Source organism: Glycomyces mayteni (genome assembly GCF_042428885.1).
Lineage (GTDB): Bacteria > Actinomycetota > Actinomycetes > Mycobacteriales > Micromonosporaceae > Glycomyces > Glycomyces mayteni.
Genome location: NZ_JBHMBP010000004.1, coordinates 680,739 through 696,612, shown reverse-complemented (window position 1 = coordinate 696,612; position 15,874 = coordinate 680,739). Strand labels below are relative to the sequence as shown.

The following is a 15,874-nucleotide window of genomic DNA, read 5'->3' as shown; positions in this document are numbered from 1 at the left end:
GTGTTGCGCCCTCCGTGGTGTTACTCGTTGGTAACTTCGTAGGATATAGTCGGCCCTAGGCTCAGGGTCGGGTGAAGGCCCTTTACTGTGTCGCCAAGTCGCCAAGAACGACCTCGGAGGTTGGTCTATGAACATCGTGGTTCTGGTCAAGCAGGTCCCCGACTCGGGGCTCGCGAGACAACTGGACGCCCAGTTGCGGGTGGACCGCAACGGCGCCAACAACGTCATGGGCGAGCTCGACGAATACGCCGTCGAAGCCGCGCTCGCGCTGAAGGAGGCCCACGGCGGCGAGGTCACCGTCCTCACCCTCGGCCCCGGCCAGGCCACCGAGACCGTGCGCAAGGTCCTCGCGATGGGCGCCGACAAGGCCGTCCACGTCGAGGACGACGCCGTCGGCGGGTCCGACGCCCTCACCACCTCCGCGATCCTCGCCGCCGCGCTCGGCCGCCTGGAGTGGGACCTCGTCATCGCCGGAGCCGAGTCCACCGACTCGAACATGGGCGTCATGCCCCAGCTCCTGGCCGCCCGCACCGGCGCCCCGGCCCTGACCGGCGCCCGCAAGATCGAGACCGACGGGTCCTCGATCACCGTCGAGCACCAGCGCGCCAACGGGTACGACGTGCTCAACGCGCCCCTGCCCGCGATCGTCTCGGTGTGGGACACCATCAACACCCCGCGCTACCCGTCGCTCAAGGGCATCATGGCCGCCAAGCGCAAGCCGGTCGAGACCCTCACCCTCGCCGACCTGGGCGTCGAGGCCGCCGGTCCGTCCGCCGCCTGGAACGAGGTCGTCGCGGCCGCCGCGCGCCCCGAGCGCTCCGCGGGCCAGATCGTCACCGACGAAGGCCAGGGCGGGTCCGCCCTCGCCGAGTTCCTCGCCGCCGAGAAGTTCATTTAGGAGCCCGTGATGACCGACATCCTCGTGTACGTACCGAACTCCGGCAAGCACGCCGCCGAGGTCCTCACCCTCGCGCGCTCCCTCGGCGACGTCTCCGCGATCGCCTTCGACGACGCCGCCGCCGCGCTTGCGGGGGAGTACGGCGCCGCGAAGGTCTACCGCGTGGAGGCCCCCGGGGCCGACGACTACTTCGTCGACCCGAAGGCCACCGTCCTCACCGACCTCGCGCGCAGCGCGAACCCCGGCGTCTTCCTGCTGCCGAGCACCGACGAGGGCAAGGCCCTCGCCGCGCGCGTGGCCGTGGCGCTCGACAACGGGCTCATGACCGACGTGTCCGGCCTCGACGCCGACGGCAACGCGACCCAGGACGCCTTCGCGGGCGCCGTGATCGTCACGTCCAAGCCCACCAAGGGATTCACGCTCGCGACTGTCAAGTCCGGCGCGACCGAGCCGTCCCCGGCCCCGGGCTCGCCCGCGGTCGAGGCCGTGAACGCGACGGTGTCGAGCGACGACCAGCGCGTCAGGGTCGTCCAGCGGGTCGACGAGCCCGCCGGGGACCGCCCGGCCCTGTCGGAGGCGCGCATCGTCGTCTCGGGCGGGCGCGGCGTGGGCTCGGCGGAGGACTTCGCGCTCATCGAGCGCGTCGCCGACGCCCTCGGCGGCGCGGTCGGCGCCTCGCGCGCGGCCACCGACGCCGGGTACTACCCGCACAAGTTCCAGGTCGGCCAGACCGGCACCACCGTGAGCCCGCAGCTCTACGTCGCCGCGGGCATCTCGGGCGCGATCCAGCACCGCGCGGGCATGCAGACCTCGCGGGTCATCGTGGCCGTCAACAAGGACGCCGACGCCCCGATCTTCGGCATGGCCGACTTCGGCGTAGTGGGCGACCTCTTCCAGGTCCTCCCGCAGGCCCTCGACGACATCGAGAAGCGCAAGTAAGGGACCACCGGCGCGGCCGGTCCGCCCTCTCGGGCGGACCGGCCGCGTTGTGCGCGAAGGGTTCTCGGGTTCGCAGTCACCCCCGGCTTCAAAGGTGCCCGGTGGGTGCGACAGTCGGACCCCGCTGGCATCGTTGAAGCCGGGGGCGACTCGGTGCGCCCGATTTGCGGCAATCGCCGCGAACCTCCCGAGTGTTGCCGGGTCGCGATGTCCCGTGGACCGGAAGGCCGTCACTCGTTCGTAACAGTCGTGAGTTAGGCTTCCCGGAGCCCCTCGTTATAGAGAACCTACATATGATGTTGGAGGAATCCGCAATGGTCGCCTCAACTGGCACGATCGCCGCTCCCAGCGTGCTCGCCGACCTCCTGCCCGCCTCGACGCGGGCTGCTGCGGTCGTGCGGGACGCCGTGCTGGTGCTCGCGGGCGCCGGGGCCGTCGGCGCTTCCGCGCAGGTCGCGTTCACGATCCCGCAGATCAGCCCGGTGCCGTTCGTGCTCACCACGTTCACCGTGCTCCTCGTCGGCGCGGCCTACGGCCCGCTGCGCGCGGCGCTCGCGCTCGGCGTGTACCTCGTGGCGGGCGCCGCGGGCGTCCCGTGGTTCACCGAGGGGACCTCCGGGTACGCGATGCCGACCTTCGGCTACATCATCGGCTTCCTCGCCGCCGCGGTCGCGGTCGGCTTCCTCGCCAAGCGCGGCGGCGACCGGACCATCGTGAAGACCGTGGGGCTCATGGTCGTCGGCAACGTCATCATGTACGCGTTCGGCGTCCCCTACCTCGCTTTCGCCCTCGACCTGAGCGCCTCGCAGGCCCTCGACGCCGGGATGGTCCCGTTCCTCGCGGGCGACTTCGTGAAGCTCGTCTTCGCGGCGCTCCTGCTCCCGGGCACCTGGTGGGCGGTCCAGAAGTTCCGCAACCAGGATTAGTCGACAGACTCCAAGGGCGCCTTCGGCTTCGAGCCGCAGGCGCCCTTTTCCTATATCATATATCCTATAGGATATACGGTTCGGAGTCCGGTCAGCTGATGTCCCAGCCGATGCCCAGCGCGCCCGGGCGCGGCACCGGCTCAGCGAGAGCCACCGTGCGGTTCGGGCCCAGCTGGAGGTCGCCGGTCTCGCGCTTCTCACGCTGGAGGCTCGACTGGGCGAAGCGGTAGACCCGCTTCGGGATCGCGTCGGAGGCGAACCGGACCTGGAGCGAGTACTGGTCCACCGGGTACCGGAACGCGTTGCCGTGGCCGCTGGAGACGCCGCCGTTGCCCTGCACGACGATCTCGAACAGATGGGTCGCGCCCTTCGGCAGCGGCGTGTCGAACACGATCTCCGCCAAGGCGACCGGGGCGTCGTCGTGGCGCAGCACGTTGGGCACCGTGCAGTCGCGGACGGGCTTGAACTCGATGTCGTCGATGTCGCAGCCGGTGTCGCCGCGGTAGAGCAGGATGTAGCGGTCCACGTCGTCGCGCCTGGCGCGCACGAGCATCGACAGCTCGAAGACCGACTCCTGCCACTGCGAGTCGACGTGGACGATGACCTGCTGGCTGAGGATGTCGAGGGTGTGCTCGCGGGACGCGGGCACCTTGTCGCACAGCTCGCGGACCGCGTCGCCGCCGAGGACCGCGTCGGGGCGGGGGAGCTGGCCGCGGATGGAGCGGGGGCCGCGGGCGCGCTTGGGGCCGAGGAGGACGCGCAGGGACCCGGCGGGGAGCTCCAGGAGGTCTTCGAGCGCGGTGACGGCGGCGAGGGACTCGGCGCGCTCGGGGCGGGAGCGGCCGGACTGCCAGTAGCTCAGGCTCGTGGTGGAGACGGTGATGCCGCGCATGGAGAGGCGGTGGCGGATGCGGTCGAGGCCGAGGCCGCTGGTCTGAATGGCGACGCGCAGCGCGGTGTGGAACGGCCCTGCGCGGAGCGCTTCGGCGAGCTCTGGCGTCATAGGCACACACTTTCTCTCGACACGGTCTGCGCGGTCGCTTCACAGCCCGGTCCGGGGCGGCGAATCCTGTATACCGGAAAGGTAGGAGGATTCGTCAGATTCTATCGCGGGCCCACCATCGGGTCCGCGGGCGACATCCCATGACCGGCTCAAGCGTTCTCACGGACCGGAACACGCTTCCACCGGACGCCGCTGCCGGAGGGCGTGACCCGGAACGCGCCGTACGATAGAGAGGCCATGGCCTATCTCGATCACGCCGCCACAACGCCGATGCTCCCCCAAGCGCTCGACGCCTACGTGCGCACCGCCCAGTCCCTCGGGAACGCCTCCTCCCTCCACGGCTCCGGGCGCACCGCCCGCCGCACCGTCGAGGAGGCCCGCGAACGCATCGCGGAGGCCCTCGGCGCCAAACCCGGGGAGGTGATCTTCACCGGCTCCGGCACCGAGGCCGACAACCTCGCCGTCAAAGGCATCCACTGGGCCCGCCGCGCCGACGGCCGCAACCGGGTCGTCACCACCGCGATCGAGCACCACGCCGTCGCCGACGCGGTCGCCTGGCTCGGCGACCACGAGAAGGCCGACGTCACCGAGCTGCCGGTGGACGCGATCGGCCGCATCGACACGGCCGCCCTCGCCGCGCTCCTCGACGAGCGCGCCGCCGAGATCACCGTCATCACCTGCATGTGGGCGAACAACGAGGTCGGCACCGTCCAGCCGATCGCCGAGATCGCCGCCCTCGCCGCCGCCAAGGGCATCCCCGTCCACACCGACGCCATCCAAGCGGTCGGCCACGTCCCCGTCGACTTCGCCGCCTCCGGCGCCGCCGCCCTGACGCTCTCGGGCCACAAACTCGGCGGCCCCACCGGCACCGGCGCGCTCCTGCTGCGCCGCGACGTCACCGCCGTGCCGCTCCTCCACGGCGGCGGCCAGGAGCGCGAGATCCGCTCCGGGACCCTCGACGTGCCCGGGATCGCCGCGCTCGCCGAAGCCGTCGCCCACGCCGTGCGCACCCGCGAGGTCGAGGCCGAGCGGCTCGCGCTGCTGCGCGACGACCTCGTGGCCCGCATCCGCGAGGCCGTCCCCGACGCCGTCTACAACGGCGACCCCGCCGACCGCCTCCCCGGCAACGCCCACCTGTCGTTTCCCGGCTGCGAAGGCGACGCGCTCCTGATGCTCCTCGACGCCGCCGGTGTCGAATGCGCCACAGGCTCGGCGTGCTCCGCGGGCATCGCCCAGCCCTCCCACGTGCTGCTCGCGATGGGCGCCGACCCCGACGACGCCCGCTCCTCCCTGCGGTTCACGCTCGGCTGGCCCACCACGAAGGCCGACGTCGACGCCCTTGTAGCCGCCCTCCCCGAAGCCGTCCGCCGCGCCAAGACCGCCGGGCTCACATAGCTAGCATGGGAAGCGTGAAACTGCGAGTACTGGCCGCCATGAGCGGCGGAGTCGACTCGGCCGTGGCCGCGGCCCGCGCCGTCGAGGCCGGGCACGACGTCACCGGCGTCCACCTGGCGCTGTCGAAGAACCCCCAGACCTACCGGACCGGGGCCCGCGGCTGCTGCACCATCGAGGACTCCCGCGACGCGCGCCGCGCCGCCGACGTCATCGGCATCCCCTTCTACGTGTGGGACATGGCCGAGCGCTTCCACGAGGACGTCGTGGAGGACTTCTACAGCGAGTACGCGGCCGGGCGCACCCCGAACCCGTGCCTGCGCTGCAACGAGAAGATCAAGTTCGCGGCCGTCCTCGACCGCGCCATGGCCCTCGGCTTCGACGCCGTCGCCACCGGCCACTACGCCCGCAAGGGCGACGACGGGCTCCTGCGCCGCGCCGTCGACCCCGGCAAGGACCAGTCGTACGTGCTCGGCGTGCTCACCCCCGCGCAGCTCGCCCACTCGATGTTCCCCCTCGGCGACACCCCCAAGGACCAGGTCCGCGTCGAGGCCGAGACCCGCGGGCTCGCCGTCGCACGCAAGCCCGACAGCCACGACATCTGCTTCATCGCCGACGGCGACACCGCCGGGTTCCTCAAGAACAAGCTCGGCAGCGCCACCGGCGACATCGTCGACCAGGCCACCGGCGAGGTCCTCGGCAGCCACGACGGCTCCCACCAGTTCACCGTCGGCCAGCGCCACGGCCTGGGCCTCAAGCGGCCCGCCGCCGACGGCAAGCCCCGCTACGTCCTCTCCATCACGCCCGTGGACAACCGCGTCGAGGTCGGCCCCCGCGAGGCCCTGCGCGTCGACCGCATCCGCACCGGCGCGCCCGTGTGGCTCGCCTCGGTGCGCACCGGCTCCTTCGAGGCCGAGGTCCAGCTCCGTGCCCACGGCGAGGTCTACCCGGCCACCGTCACCGTGGAGGACGGCGGCCTCACCGCGCTCCTGCACAAGCCCGCGTTCGGCGTCGCCGCCGGCCAGGCCCTCGTCGTCTACGACCCCGATGCGGCCGAAGGCGACGCGGTCCTCGCGTCCGGCACCATCGACGCCTCCTCGTCCTCCGAGGCCGCGTCCGAAACACAGCCCCTTGAGGCGGCCCGTGTCTGAGGTCCCGTCCGGCGCGCTCCCCACCGGGGTCGCCACCGGCGTCGGCTCCCTGCCCGGGACCGACATCGCCGAGGCCGTCAACGTCGTCTTCGGGGAGCTCCCCGAATGGCCCTACCTCCCCGAGCTGCCGGGCCGCGGCCTCGGCGCCGACATGATCGGCCGCGGCGCGTCACTCCTCGCCGGGCTCCCCGTCCAGTGGTGGGGCTTCCGCTGGGAGATCGCCGACCTGCCCGGCATCGACGCGCGCCGCGCCGCCGACTTCCTCGAACGCGATCTCGACGCGCTCCACGAGGTCAACGCCCACGGCCCTGTCCGCCTGACCGCGGTCGGCCCGTTCACGCTCGCCGCGAACCTGTGGCGCCGCACCGGCGGCGCGATGCTCGCCGACCACGGCGCGGTCGCCGACCTCACCTCATCGCTCGCCGAGGGCCTGCGCGGCTACGTCGCGGCGGCCCAGGCGCGGATGCCCAAGGCCGAGTTGTCGATCCAGCTCGACGAGCCGAGCCTGCCCGCGGCGCTGGCCGCGCGGATCAACACCGAGTCGGGGCTCGACTTCTACCGGCGCGTGCCGGTCGAGGTGGCCCGGGACCGGATCAGGGAGGTCGCCGACGCGGTCGGCGTGCCGCTCGTGGTCCACTGCTGCGCCCCGGACGCGCCGGTCGCGCTGCTCCAGGAGGCCGGGGCCCGGGCGGTCTCGATCGACCTGACGTCCTTCGGCCTCGACGACGTGCCGCGCCTCGACGCCCTGGGGGAGTACCTCGACGGCGGCGGGCTCCTCATCGCGGGCGTCGTCCCGCCGCTGGGGCAGGAGCGCCCGGACGTCGACAAGGCCGCCGCCGACCGCGTCCAGGCCCTGTGGAGCCGCCTCGGGTTCGCGCCCGAGCAGCTCGCCCGCCAGGTCAGCGTCTCCACGACCTGCGGCATGGCCGGGGCCAGCCCCGACTACGCGCGCTTCGCGATGGAGGCGAGCCGCGAGGCCGCCAAGCGCCTCCACGGCTAGCGTCCAGGCGGCCGTCCGGCCCGTCGGCCCGCCCGCCGGCCCGCCTGCCCGCCCCGCTCACTCCCTGCCGATGCCGCCCGGCGGCACGGCCCCGGTGCGCTCGTGCCACTCCTTCGCCGTGTTCAGGCACGGGAACGGCTCCGAGGGGACCGGCAGGCCGAGTGCCGCGCACAGCGGCTCCCATCCCGCGCCGGTCGTGAACTCCACCAGCCGGTCCGCGGGGACGGCCTCCCGGACCCGCTCGTGGTACCGCTCGTACGCCGCCGCCACGGCCTCCCGGTCGGTGCGCGGCGCGCCGGGGAACGTCTTCTCCCACAGCGCGGCGATCATGGCCGTCCACTCCGGGGTCGCGAACCCGTCGGAGTCCATGCCCGTGAAGATCGTGTCGTTGCAGCTGCGCCACCACGTGTCGAACGAGTCGCGCCGCGACAGCACCACCACCGCGTCCGGGTACGCCCCGGCCAGTTCGGCGTAGAACGCCGACGTCGGCCAGTCCACGGCCGCCGCGTACCCGCCGAGCAGCCCGTCCCAGTCGGCCGGGCCGCACTCGGCGGCCGCGAGGAACCCCGCCGGGTGGGTGTCCACGTGCGCGAACACCTCCGACATGTGGTGGCACGGCGCGCCGAGGAGCGTCTCCAAGGCGTGCTTGAGGGTCATCGTCCCGGTGCGCGGCAGGCCCGCGCCGATCACTCGGAGCATGGGACGAAACTAACCAGACATGTTACGCACATGCAACAGAGCTGCGCGAAACGTCCAGACCGGACGTTCAGCCGCGGACCGTGAACAGCTCCCAGGACTGCACGGACAGGAGCCCGGCGGCCTCCGTCGCGTCCGTGCCGACGCCCGCGTCGGAGATGCTCACCAGGACCACCAGCTCGTCGTACGCCGTCGCGTACTCCAGGTCGTCCTGGCCGATCGCGGTCGTGTACCCCGCCGAGGACTCGCCCTCGAACGGCGTCACCTCGTACAGCGGGTCCGCCTCCCGGTCGGCCCGCATGCCCTCGACGCCCGCGACCGCCTCTGCGGCGGACGGCCACCGGTACGTCTCGATCATCAGGTACTTCGAGCCCGGCCCGTAGTAGCCGCAGTGCAGGACCCGGTCGCCCAGGCCCGCGGCCGGATCGAGGTCCTCCGCGTACTGCGACGGGTCGTCGGCCACGAGCCCCCGGTCCCCGGTGGCCGAGGTCCCGAAGAACTCCGTCATCTGCGCGAGGTTGTACTCCGCGCAGGTGTTCCAGTGCCAGAACCCCGCCGGGTCCGCGTTCGGCTGGGTCAGGTCGACCTCGGCCTCCTCGGTCGCGGTCCCGCGGTCGGCGAAGGTGCAGAACGGCTCCGGCTCCCCGGCGCCCTTCGCGGCCTCGACCGCGCGCTGGTAGCCCCAGTTCCACGCCATGACGTCGCGGTCGTCGTCGAACTCGTCGCCGCCCAGCAGGCAGTCGCGCTCCTCGTCCGACAGGCCCGCGAACTCCGGCGCGGCGTCGGCCGAGAGGCCGCTGAGGTAGTTCAGGTCCAGCTGGTGGTCGTGGTCGATGTTGTACCGCGCGATGAGCGCGTCGGGGTTCACGGCCGCGAGCCCCAGGAGCGCGACCGCGCCCGAGGCGAGCACCGCCCGCGGCAGCCACGCCGCGCGCAGCTTCCAGCAGCCCACCAGGACCAGCGCGAACAGGACCGCGAGCCAGAACTCCACGGTGAAGATCCAGATCCGCAGCCGCGTCAGCCCGTACGTCTCGGTGTACGTGAACATCCGGTACGTCGCCGACGCCACCACGGCCATCGACATGAGCGACAGCAGGCCCAGCAGGACCCGCACCGTCATCCGGTCGGCCCGCGCCCGCTTCGGCGCCAGCCACGCCGCGACGGCGATGAGCCCCAGCGACAGCACCGCGACGACGCTCAACTGCCAGAAGCCGTGCCGCGCGTACTCCGCGAACGTCAGCCCGGCCGTGTCCATCACGTACGCCTCGCCCCCGAAGTACACGCGCAACTGCACCGCGATGAATACCGCGAACAGGAGGTTCAACGCGCCCAAGGGGATCGCCAGCTCGAACCGCGACACCACACGGTGCTCCGACTCGCCCTCGGCGTCCCAGCTCGGCCGCGCCGCCGCCGCGTACGCCCACACCAGGACCAGCGGCACCAGGATCGCCGCGAGCAGCAGCCGCAGGAACACCTCGACCGGGTTCAGGTCCGGCAGGAGCCGCGCCACGAGATCCGCGAACGTCGAGTCCGCTGCCGCGAACAGCCCGCCGAAGACCAGCAGCAGCGCCACGGTGATTCCCGCGGTCCACGCGACGCGCACCGTCCCGGGGTTCCGCGAATCCCGCTCGGCCGCGCCGCGCCGCGCCCACTTGAACGACTCGGCGATGCCTTCGAGCCACGCCATGCACATCGCCAGCGCCGTCCCGCCGATGCGCCGCTGCGGCGCCAGGGCCAGCGGCGTCAGCGCGAACGCCGCGAGCGCGCACAGGGCCACGACCCAGCCCGCGTCCCGCACCGCCGCGACCGACCACAGCAGGGCCACCAGGACCGCGCCCGGCAGCCGCGGCAGGAGGTCCCCGCCCGACGTCAGGAGCGGCACCGCGACCAGCGCGATCCCGGTGAGCGCCAACCCGATCCCGACCCCGCCGCCGGGGAACGCCGCCCACGCGCCGAACAGCGCCACGGCGAACACGAGGATCACGGTGGCCTGCGACGCGCTCAGCTCCGGCCGGTGCCAGCGCGGGTTCGGGAGGATCATGCGCGGCGGGGGAGGGGCCGCGGGGTAGTACGGCTGCTGGTACGGGGCGCCGCGGTGCTGGTGCGGCGCCTGCGGCGGCGGGGCCGGGACGAGCACGCCCTGCTGCACCGGGCCCGCCTGCTGCACCGGCGCGGGCGCTTCGGCCTGCGACTCGGCCCGCGGCTGCGGGGGCGTCGGCGTCTCAACGGGCGCGTCGGGCGCTGCGGCGGGGGAGTCGCCGGCGGCCGGATCTTCCTGCGGCGCAGGGGCGCCTTCGGGTTCGCTCATGATCGAGACCCTTCCGTCTGAGGGGATTCCCGAGGGTAGCGGAGGCCCGCCGCACGGGAATCCCTTGTAGGACTGCGGACCAGGAGGCCCGCATGTAACACCCCGCGGGGGCCCGTTCTGACGCATCCCGTGAGCAGCCCCACGTCATGCAACCTTGTGGTTCACTGAGGGCGTGGAAGCACACGGCGATGAAGCGATCGGCTCGATCGGCAACCGGCTCAACTGGCTCCGCGCGGGGGTCCTCGGCGCGAACGACGGCATCGTCTCGACCGCGGGCATCGTCATCGGCGTCGCGGGCGCGACCGCCGACCGCTCCACGATCCTCGTCTCCGGCGTCGCCGGTCTCGTCGCGGGCGCCTTCTCCATGGCCGGAGGCGAGTACACCTCGGTCTCCACCCAGCGCGACACCGAGGCGACCCTCGTCGCCGCCGAGCGCCGCGAGCTCGCCAAGGACCCGCAGGCCGCCGAGGACGAGCTCGCCGAGAACCTGGAGCGCCGCGGCCTCTCCGCCGCGACCGCCCGCACCGCCGCCCGCGAGCTCTCGGCTCGCAACCCGCTGCGCGCCCACGCCGCCGTCGAGTTCGGCCTCGACCCCGACGACCTCACCAACCCCTGGCACGCCGCGCTCTCGTCGTTCATCAGCTTCACGTGCGGCGCGCTCCTGCCGCTCCTGGCGATCACGCTCCTGCCCGGCGGCGTCCGCGTCTGGGGCTGCGCCGTCGCCGTCGTCGCCGCGCTGGCGGTCACCGGCTGGACCTCCGCGACCCTCGGCGGCGCGCCCCGGCGCCCGGCGATGCTCCGCATCATGTCCGTCGGCGCCGCGACGATGGTCGTCACCTACGCGGTCGGCTCCCTCTTCGACGTGAGTGCCTAGAGGATCGCGGCCCATGAGCTGATCCTCTTGACCTGGTCGCCCTGCTCGTGGGTCTGGGCGGGATGAACGTGTCACAAATGTGGTAACATTCTGGCATGGACACCATCGGATTGCGCGAGCTGAGCCACCACACGGCGCAGATCGTGCGTCGTGTGCGGAACGGCGAGACGGTCATCGTGACCGACCACGGCAAGCCCGTGGTGCGGATGACGCCTGAGCCCGCGACGAGTTCGCTGCTGGCGCGCTGGATCGCGGAGGGCTCGGTCGTGCAGGCGGTCGACGAGACTCCGTTCACGGTTCCCGACGGCGACCCGGCCGACCCGCCGCTCTCTGAACGGATGATCGCCGCGCGTGACGAGGAGCGCTGGTGATCTATCTCGACAGTTGCGCTGTCATCAAGCTGCTCAAGTTCGAGGCCGAGTCCGCCGCGCTGGTGAAATGGCTTGGCGAGCGAGTCGAAGCACCCAAGGTGTCAAGTGCGCTGCTCGAAGTCGAGATGGCGAGAGCGCTGCATCGCGATGCACCGCATCTGCTGGAGGACCTCCCGCAGGTGCTCGGGCGAGTTCACCGCCTCGACATGACCGCGGCCGTGCGCGCGAAGGCCGCCGAGTACCGGTACCCGCAGCTCCGGTCGCTCGACGCGCTGCACCTCGCGACCGCGGATCTGCTTCGCGACGAACTGCATGCCTTCGTTACCTACGACCGTCGCCTTGCGGCATACGCCGATACCGCTGGATTGCCTGTGGTCAGCCCCGGCCCGTAAAGCAAAGGCGGGCAAGACGACTGACGGAAGCGGCGCTGTCGACGATCGGCATGCGGCCAGTCTAGGGGCGGGCCGCCGGGCCGCCGAGGGCTCGTGAGGGCCCGTCACGTCAATTCGGCGTCAAGAATCCCGGGTCAGGTGCGCCACGGGCATCGTCAGGTACCGGTCGATGGTCGGCCCGATCGTCTCGGCCAGCTGCTCGGGCCCGAGCGACGCCACGGGTTCGAGCTTCAAGATGTACCGGGCCACGACCAGGCCGAACACCTGGCTGGCGATGAACGAGGCCCGCACCGGGATGTGGTCGACGCGGTCGCCGAGGGTCCGCTCGATGGTCTTGACGATCCGGTGCTCGAACAGCTGCTTGAGCACGAACGACATGGCGGGCTTGGAGAGGCTGGAACGCAGCACCGCGAGGAGCTTCTCGTGGTGCGGGCCCTCCCAGATCGCCACGAACGCCGTCATGAGCCGCTCGCCGGCGTCCTCGACCTCGCCGCTCTCCAGGACCGCGGCGACCTCCGGGGCCGGGTCGAACGGGATCTCGATGGCGGCCATGAACAGGTCGTCCTTGGACCCGAAGTAGTGGTGGATCAGGGACGGGTCCACGCCCGCCTCGCCCGCGATGCGCCGCATCGACACGGACTCGAAGCCCTCGTCGGCGAACAGGCGCCGGGCGGCGCCCAGGATCTCCGACCTGGTGTCGGGGTTCCCGGTGCGCCGTCCGGTCCGCTTCGTTCTCGCCACGGGACGACCTTAGTCGGTCCGCCGCCTGAGCGTCGCGGCTCCGAGCACGGTTGCGACGACCACCGCACCGAGCACGACCGCGAGGTCCGCCCACATGTTCGAGGTGACCTCGGTGTGCGCCTGCACTTCCGCGAGCGCCTTGACCGCGTAGGTGAGCGGCAGCGCGTCGGAGACGCCCTGGAGCCACCCGGCCATCTGGTCGGCCGGCCAGATCAGCCCGCACAGGAACAGCTGCGGCACCACGAACACGGGCATGAACTGGATCGCCTGGAACTCGGTGGTCGCGAACGCGGACACGAACAGCCCCAAGGCCATCCCGAACAGCGAGGTGACGATGCAGATGAGGAACACCGCCCACACGGGCCCGGCGGTGTCGAGCCCGAGGAACGCGAACGCGACGGTGGCGGCGACGGCCGTCTGCGTCGCGGCCGCCGTCCCGAACGCGAGCGCGTAGCCCACGACCAGGTCGAGCTTCCCCGTCGGCGTGGTCATGAGCCGCTCCAGGGTCCCGCCGGTGCGCTCGCGCAGCAGCGTGATCGAGGTGATCATGAACATGAGCATGAAGGGGAACGCGGCCAGCAGGATCAGGCCGGTCTTGTCGAACACCTGCGGCGCGTCGTCCATGATGGCGCTGATCAGGGCGATGATGAGGGCGGGCACGGCGAGGATGAGCCCGACCGTGCGGTGGTCGTTGAGGAGCTGGCGCAGGATGCGCCCGGCGGTGATGAACGTGATCCGCAGCGACATGTCACCGCGCCCCTTCGAGTTCGCGGATGAGGTGGAGGAACGCCGCTTCGAGGTTCGCGGTCCCGGTGGACTCGCGGAGCGCGGCGGGGGTGTCGTCGGCGATGAACGCGCCCTCGCGCAGCAGCAGGAGCCGGTCGCAGCGGTCGGCCTCGTCCATGACGTGGCTGGAGACCAGGAGCGTGGCCCCGCCCGCGGCGAGGGCCCGGAACTGGTCCCACAGTTCCTCGCGGATGACCGGGTCGAGGCCCACGGTCGGCTCGTCGAGGACGAGCACCTCCGGTTCGATGACGAGCGCGCACGCGAGCGAGGTGCGGGTCTTCTGGCCGCCGGAGAGGTTCCCGGCGAGCTTGTCGGCGTGGTCGCCCATGCCGACGCGCTCGATGGCGCGCATGGCCTCGTGCCGGTCGCGCCCGTAGAGCGCGGCGAAGTAGGCGACGTTGGCCTTGACGGACAGGTCCCGGTAGATCGAGGCGTCCTGCGTCACGTACGCGACGCGCCCGCGGAGGGGCTTGGCGCCCGCGCTCTCGCCGAGGACGGTCACGGTGCCGCCCTTGACCTTCTGGGTGCCGACGACGGCCCTGATGAACGTGGTCTTGCCCGAGCCCGAGGGGCCGAGCAGGCCGGTGACGGTCCCGGCGGCGATCTCGGTGGAGACGCCCTTGAGGACGGGTTTCCTGCCGCGGTCGACCACGAGGTCGGCGACGGCTATCGCGGGGGCGGGCGGCATCGGTGCCTCCAAGTAATTCAACGATTGATGAATTCACCGTAGCACGAGAATTCAACGCATGGTGAAATGCTACGCCCCGAACCGCCCCCACGGCCTGGAACGAAGACCGGCCCCGCGGTCATCACCGCGGGGCCGGCCCTATCGGAGGGTCAAGTCGTCGCTAGAGCACGCCCTGCTCCCAGGGGCCCCAGATCGCCACGGTCCGGCCCGGCTCCCCCCGGTCGCCGCGGGCGCGCCCGCGCAGGTTCGCGAACAGCACCCTCCCGTCGGGGGAGAACGCCGCCCCGCCCCACTCGGCCGCGCCGTCGTGCGCCGCCACGTCGAGGACCTCGCCCTCGCCCGTCAGACCCCGCAGCACGGACGAGGAGCGCGTGCCCTCGCACAGCACCAGGCCCTGGCGCGGGGACACCGCGATCCCGCCCGGGAACGGCAGCAGCGCCGCGTCGGGGGACTCGAACACCAGCCTGATCGTGCCGCCGCGCTCGCCTCGCGGGCGGAACTCCCACAGCTGGCCCTCGCCCTCGTCGCCGCCGGAGACCGACGCGGCGTACACCGCGCCGTCGGCGTAGAAGCACTCCTGGAGCCGCCCGAACACGGCCGCGCCCTTCGCCCAGCCCTGGTCGAACACCGCGAACGGGTCGCCCTCGGCCCCCGAGGGGTCGGGCTCGTCCACGTCCACCCACTCGACGTACGCGGTGCGCCCGGCCCGGCGGCCGGTCCGCGTGTCGCGGTTCCACTCGTCCGCGAACTTCAGCATCTGGAGCCGCCCGCCCTCGGCCGGTCGCCCCAGCGCCTCCGGCAGGAACCGGTAGAACCCGGCCGTGGCCTGGTCCTCCGTCAGGTACACCGCGCCGGACCGCGGGTCCACCGCCGCCCCGCCGTGCACGAAGCGGCCCATGCCCTTCAGCGGCACCGGCTCCGACGCCTCGTCGGCCCCGGCCGCGACCTCGAAGACGTACCCGTGCGCGGCCTCCCAGCCCGCACCCGTCCCCGACACCGTCTCCTCGCACGCCAGCCACGCGCCCCACGGGGCCGCCCCGCCCGAGCGGCTCGCCACCGCCCCCGACAGCGACTGCCGCGACCCCTCCGACGCGAACACGCCGTCCTTCCAGGACACCGCGAGCGTCGTCGTCCCGCCCGACGCGAGCGCGTCGTACCGGTGCTTCGCCTCGCCCGCCGCAGGCTCCGGGACGCCCCGCACGCCGTGGCCGCGCACCAGCCGCCACTCGCCGCGCGCGCCCGTCGCGAAGCACGCGAGACCGCCGTGCCCCGGCGGCACCGCGCCGCCGTCGTCCATCAAGGCTCCCGCGACCGAGAACACCGCGAAGTCGAAGCCCTCAGGGAGCCTGAGCGTCTGCGAGAAGCCCGAGGCCCCGTCGGTCCGCGTCAGCTCCCGCAGCGGCCCGTAGCCGCCGTTCCCGGGCGCAGGGCGCGCCCGCAGGCCGTCCTCGGCGCGCGCGGCCCGGGCCGCGAGGCCCGCCACCGCGGCGGACGCGAAGCCCCCGTCCGCGGCGCCGCGGCGCAGGAAACTGCGGCGGTTGGAACCTTGAAGAGTCACCAAGACCTGGGCTCCTTCGTGAGGACGGGGCGGGGGCGGGCGGGTGGCACGGGCCTGATTCTCACGGCCCAAAGGGTGTGGAAGGCAATCAGCACGTGAACGGAAAGTGACCGCTTGCATAAGGCTTCGACCTCCGCGAAACGTCGGACCC

16 protein-coding genes are annotated in these 15,874 nt (G+C 72.4%); 9 read left to right on the top strand and 7 right to left on the bottom strand.

Annotated elements, in window-relative coordinates; translation table 11 throughout:
* Positions 1-127 precede the first annotated feature (127 nt).
* The 3 genes from ACFFXY_RS18555 to ACFFXY_RS18545 all read left to right on the top strand — a co-directional run bounded on the left by ACFFXY_RS18555 (position 128) and on the right by ACFFXY_RS18545 (position 2,763).
* Positions 128-898, top strand: a complete 771-nt coding sequence (locus tag ACFFXY_RS18555) for an electron transfer flavoprotein subunit beta/FixA family protein (protein WP_382353835.1) — start codon at positions 128-130, stop codon at positions 896-898.
* 9 nt (positions 899-907) lie between these two features.
* Positions 908-1,837 carry an electron transfer flavoprotein subunit alpha/FixB family protein gene (locus ACFFXY_RS18550; RefSeq protein WP_382353832.1) on the top strand — a complete coding sequence of 310 codons (930 nt, stop codon included), beginning with the start codon at positions 908-910 and terminating at the stop codon, positions 1,835-1,837.
* A gap of 314 nt (positions 1,838-2,151) precedes the next feature.
* Positions 2,152-2,763, top strand: coding sequence for a biotin transporter BioY (locus ACFFXY_RS18545; RefSeq protein ID WP_382353829.1), 612 nt, complete (start codon positions 2,152-2,154; stop codon positions 2,761-2,763).
* Between the two features lie 91 nt (positions 2,764-2,854).
* Here ACFFXY_RS18545 and ACFFXY_RS18540 read toward each other — a convergent pair whose 3' ends face one another.
* Positions 2,855-3,766 (bottom strand): hypothetical protein, encoded by a 912-nt coding sequence (locus tag ACFFXY_RS18540; protein WP_382353826.1) that lies wholly within the window; start codon positions 3,764-3,766, stop codon positions 2,855-2,857.
* Positions 3,767-4,003: 237 nt separating this feature from the next.
* Between ACFFXY_RS18540 and ACFFXY_RS18535 the strand changes: the two genes are divergently transcribed.
* The 3 genes from ACFFXY_RS18535 to ACFFXY_RS18525 are packed head-to-tail and all read left to right on the top strand — an operon-like array spanning position 4,004 to position 7,309.
* On the top strand, positions 4,004-5,161 hold the full coding sequence (locus tag ACFFXY_RS18535) for a cysteine desulfurase family protein (RefSeq protein ID WP_382353823.1): 1,158 nt from the start codon (positions 4,004-4,006) through the stop codon (positions 5,159-5,161).
* A gap of 20 nt (positions 5,162-5,181) precedes the next feature.
* Positions 5,182-6,309: a tRNA 2-thiouridine(34) synthase MnmA gene (gene mnmA, locus ACFFXY_RS18530; RefSeq protein ID WP_382355508.1), complete on the top strand. Its 1,128-nt coding sequence runs from the start codon at positions 5,182-5,184 to the stop codon at positions 6,307-6,309.
* Entirely contained in the window at positions 6,302-7,309 is a 1,008-nt protein-coding gene (locus ACFFXY_RS18525; protein ID WP_382353820.1) for a uroporphyrinogen decarboxylase/cobalamine-independent methonine synthase family protein, read from the top strand. Before mnmA ends, ACFFXY_RS18525 begins: the two co-directional genes overlap by 8 nt.
* 57 nt (positions 7,310-7,366) lie before the next feature.
* Here ACFFXY_RS18525 and ACFFXY_RS18520 read toward each other — a convergent pair whose 3' ends face one another.
* Both ACFFXY_RS18520 and ACFFXY_RS18515 read right to left on the bottom strand, forming a co-directional pair.
* Positions 7,367-8,008 (bottom strand): sulfotransferase family protein, encoded by a 642-nt coding sequence (locus ACFFXY_RS18520; protein ID WP_382353817.1) that lies wholly within the window; start codon positions 8,006-8,008, stop codon positions 7,367-7,369.
* Between the two features lie 67 nt (positions 8,009-8,075).
* Entirely contained in the window at positions 8,076-10,313 is a 2,238-nt protein-coding gene (locus ACFFXY_RS18515) for a DUF4153 domain-containing protein (protein ID WP_382353814.1), read from the bottom strand.
* 172 nt (positions 10,314-10,485) lie between these two features.
* Between ACFFXY_RS18515 and ACFFXY_RS18510 the strand changes: the two genes are divergently transcribed.
* The 3 genes from ACFFXY_RS18510 to ACFFXY_RS18500 all read left to right on the top strand — a co-directional run bounded on the left by ACFFXY_RS18510 (position 10,486) and on the right by ACFFXY_RS18500 (position 11,950).
* The gene (locus ACFFXY_RS18510) at positions 10,486-11,187 is read left to right on the top strand and encodes a VIT1/CCC1 transporter family protein (RefSeq protein WP_382353811.1); all 702 of its coding nucleotides are present in this window, start codon (positions 10,486-10,488) and stop codon (positions 11,185-11,187) included.
* A gap of 95 nt (positions 11,188-11,282) precedes the next feature.
* Positions 11,283-11,558 carry a type II toxin-antitoxin system Phd/YefM family antitoxin gene (locus ACFFXY_RS18505; RefSeq protein ID WP_382353808.1) on the top strand — a complete coding sequence of 92 codons (276 nt, stop codon included), beginning with the start codon at positions 11,283-11,285 and terminating at the stop codon, positions 11,556-11,558.
* Positions 11,555-11,950 carry a type II toxin-antitoxin system VapC family toxin gene (locus tag ACFFXY_RS18500; protein WP_382353805.1) on the top strand — a complete coding sequence of 132 codons (396 nt, stop codon included), beginning with the start codon at positions 11,555-11,557 and terminating at the stop codon, positions 11,948-11,950. Before ACFFXY_RS18505 ends, ACFFXY_RS18500 begins: the two co-directional genes overlap by 4 nt.
* Positions 11,951-12,070: 120 nt before the next feature.
* Here ACFFXY_RS18500 and ACFFXY_RS18495 read toward each other — a convergent pair whose 3' ends face one another.
* The 4 genes from ACFFXY_RS18495 to ACFFXY_RS18480 form a co-directional block, all read right to left on the bottom strand.
* The gene (locus ACFFXY_RS18495; RefSeq protein ID WP_382353802.1) at positions 12,071-12,691 is read right to left on the bottom strand and encodes a TetR/AcrR family transcriptional regulator; all 621 of its coding nucleotides are present in this window, start codon (positions 12,689-12,691) and stop codon (positions 12,071-12,073) included.
* A 9-nt stretch (positions 12,692-12,700) separates the two neighbouring features.
* Positions 12,701-13,438 (bottom strand): ABC transporter permease, encoded by a 738-nt coding sequence (locus ACFFXY_RS18490; protein WP_382353799.1) that lies wholly within the window; start codon positions 13,436-13,438, stop codon positions 12,701-12,703.
* A 1-nt stretch (position 13,439) separates the two neighbouring features.
* Positions 13,440-14,165 carry an ABC transporter ATP-binding protein gene (locus ACFFXY_RS18485; RefSeq protein WP_382353796.1) on the bottom strand — a complete coding sequence of 242 codons (726 nt, stop codon included), beginning with the start codon at positions 14,163-14,165 and terminating at the stop codon, positions 13,440-13,442.
* A gap of 160 nt (positions 14,166-14,325) precedes the next feature.
* Positions 14,326-15,723 carry an alkaline phosphatase PhoX gene (locus tag ACFFXY_RS18480; protein WP_382353793.1) on the bottom strand — a complete coding sequence of 466 codons (1,398 nt, stop codon included), beginning with the start codon at positions 15,721-15,723 and terminating at the stop codon, positions 14,326-14,328.
* Positions 15,724-15,874 lie beyond the last annotated feature (151 nt).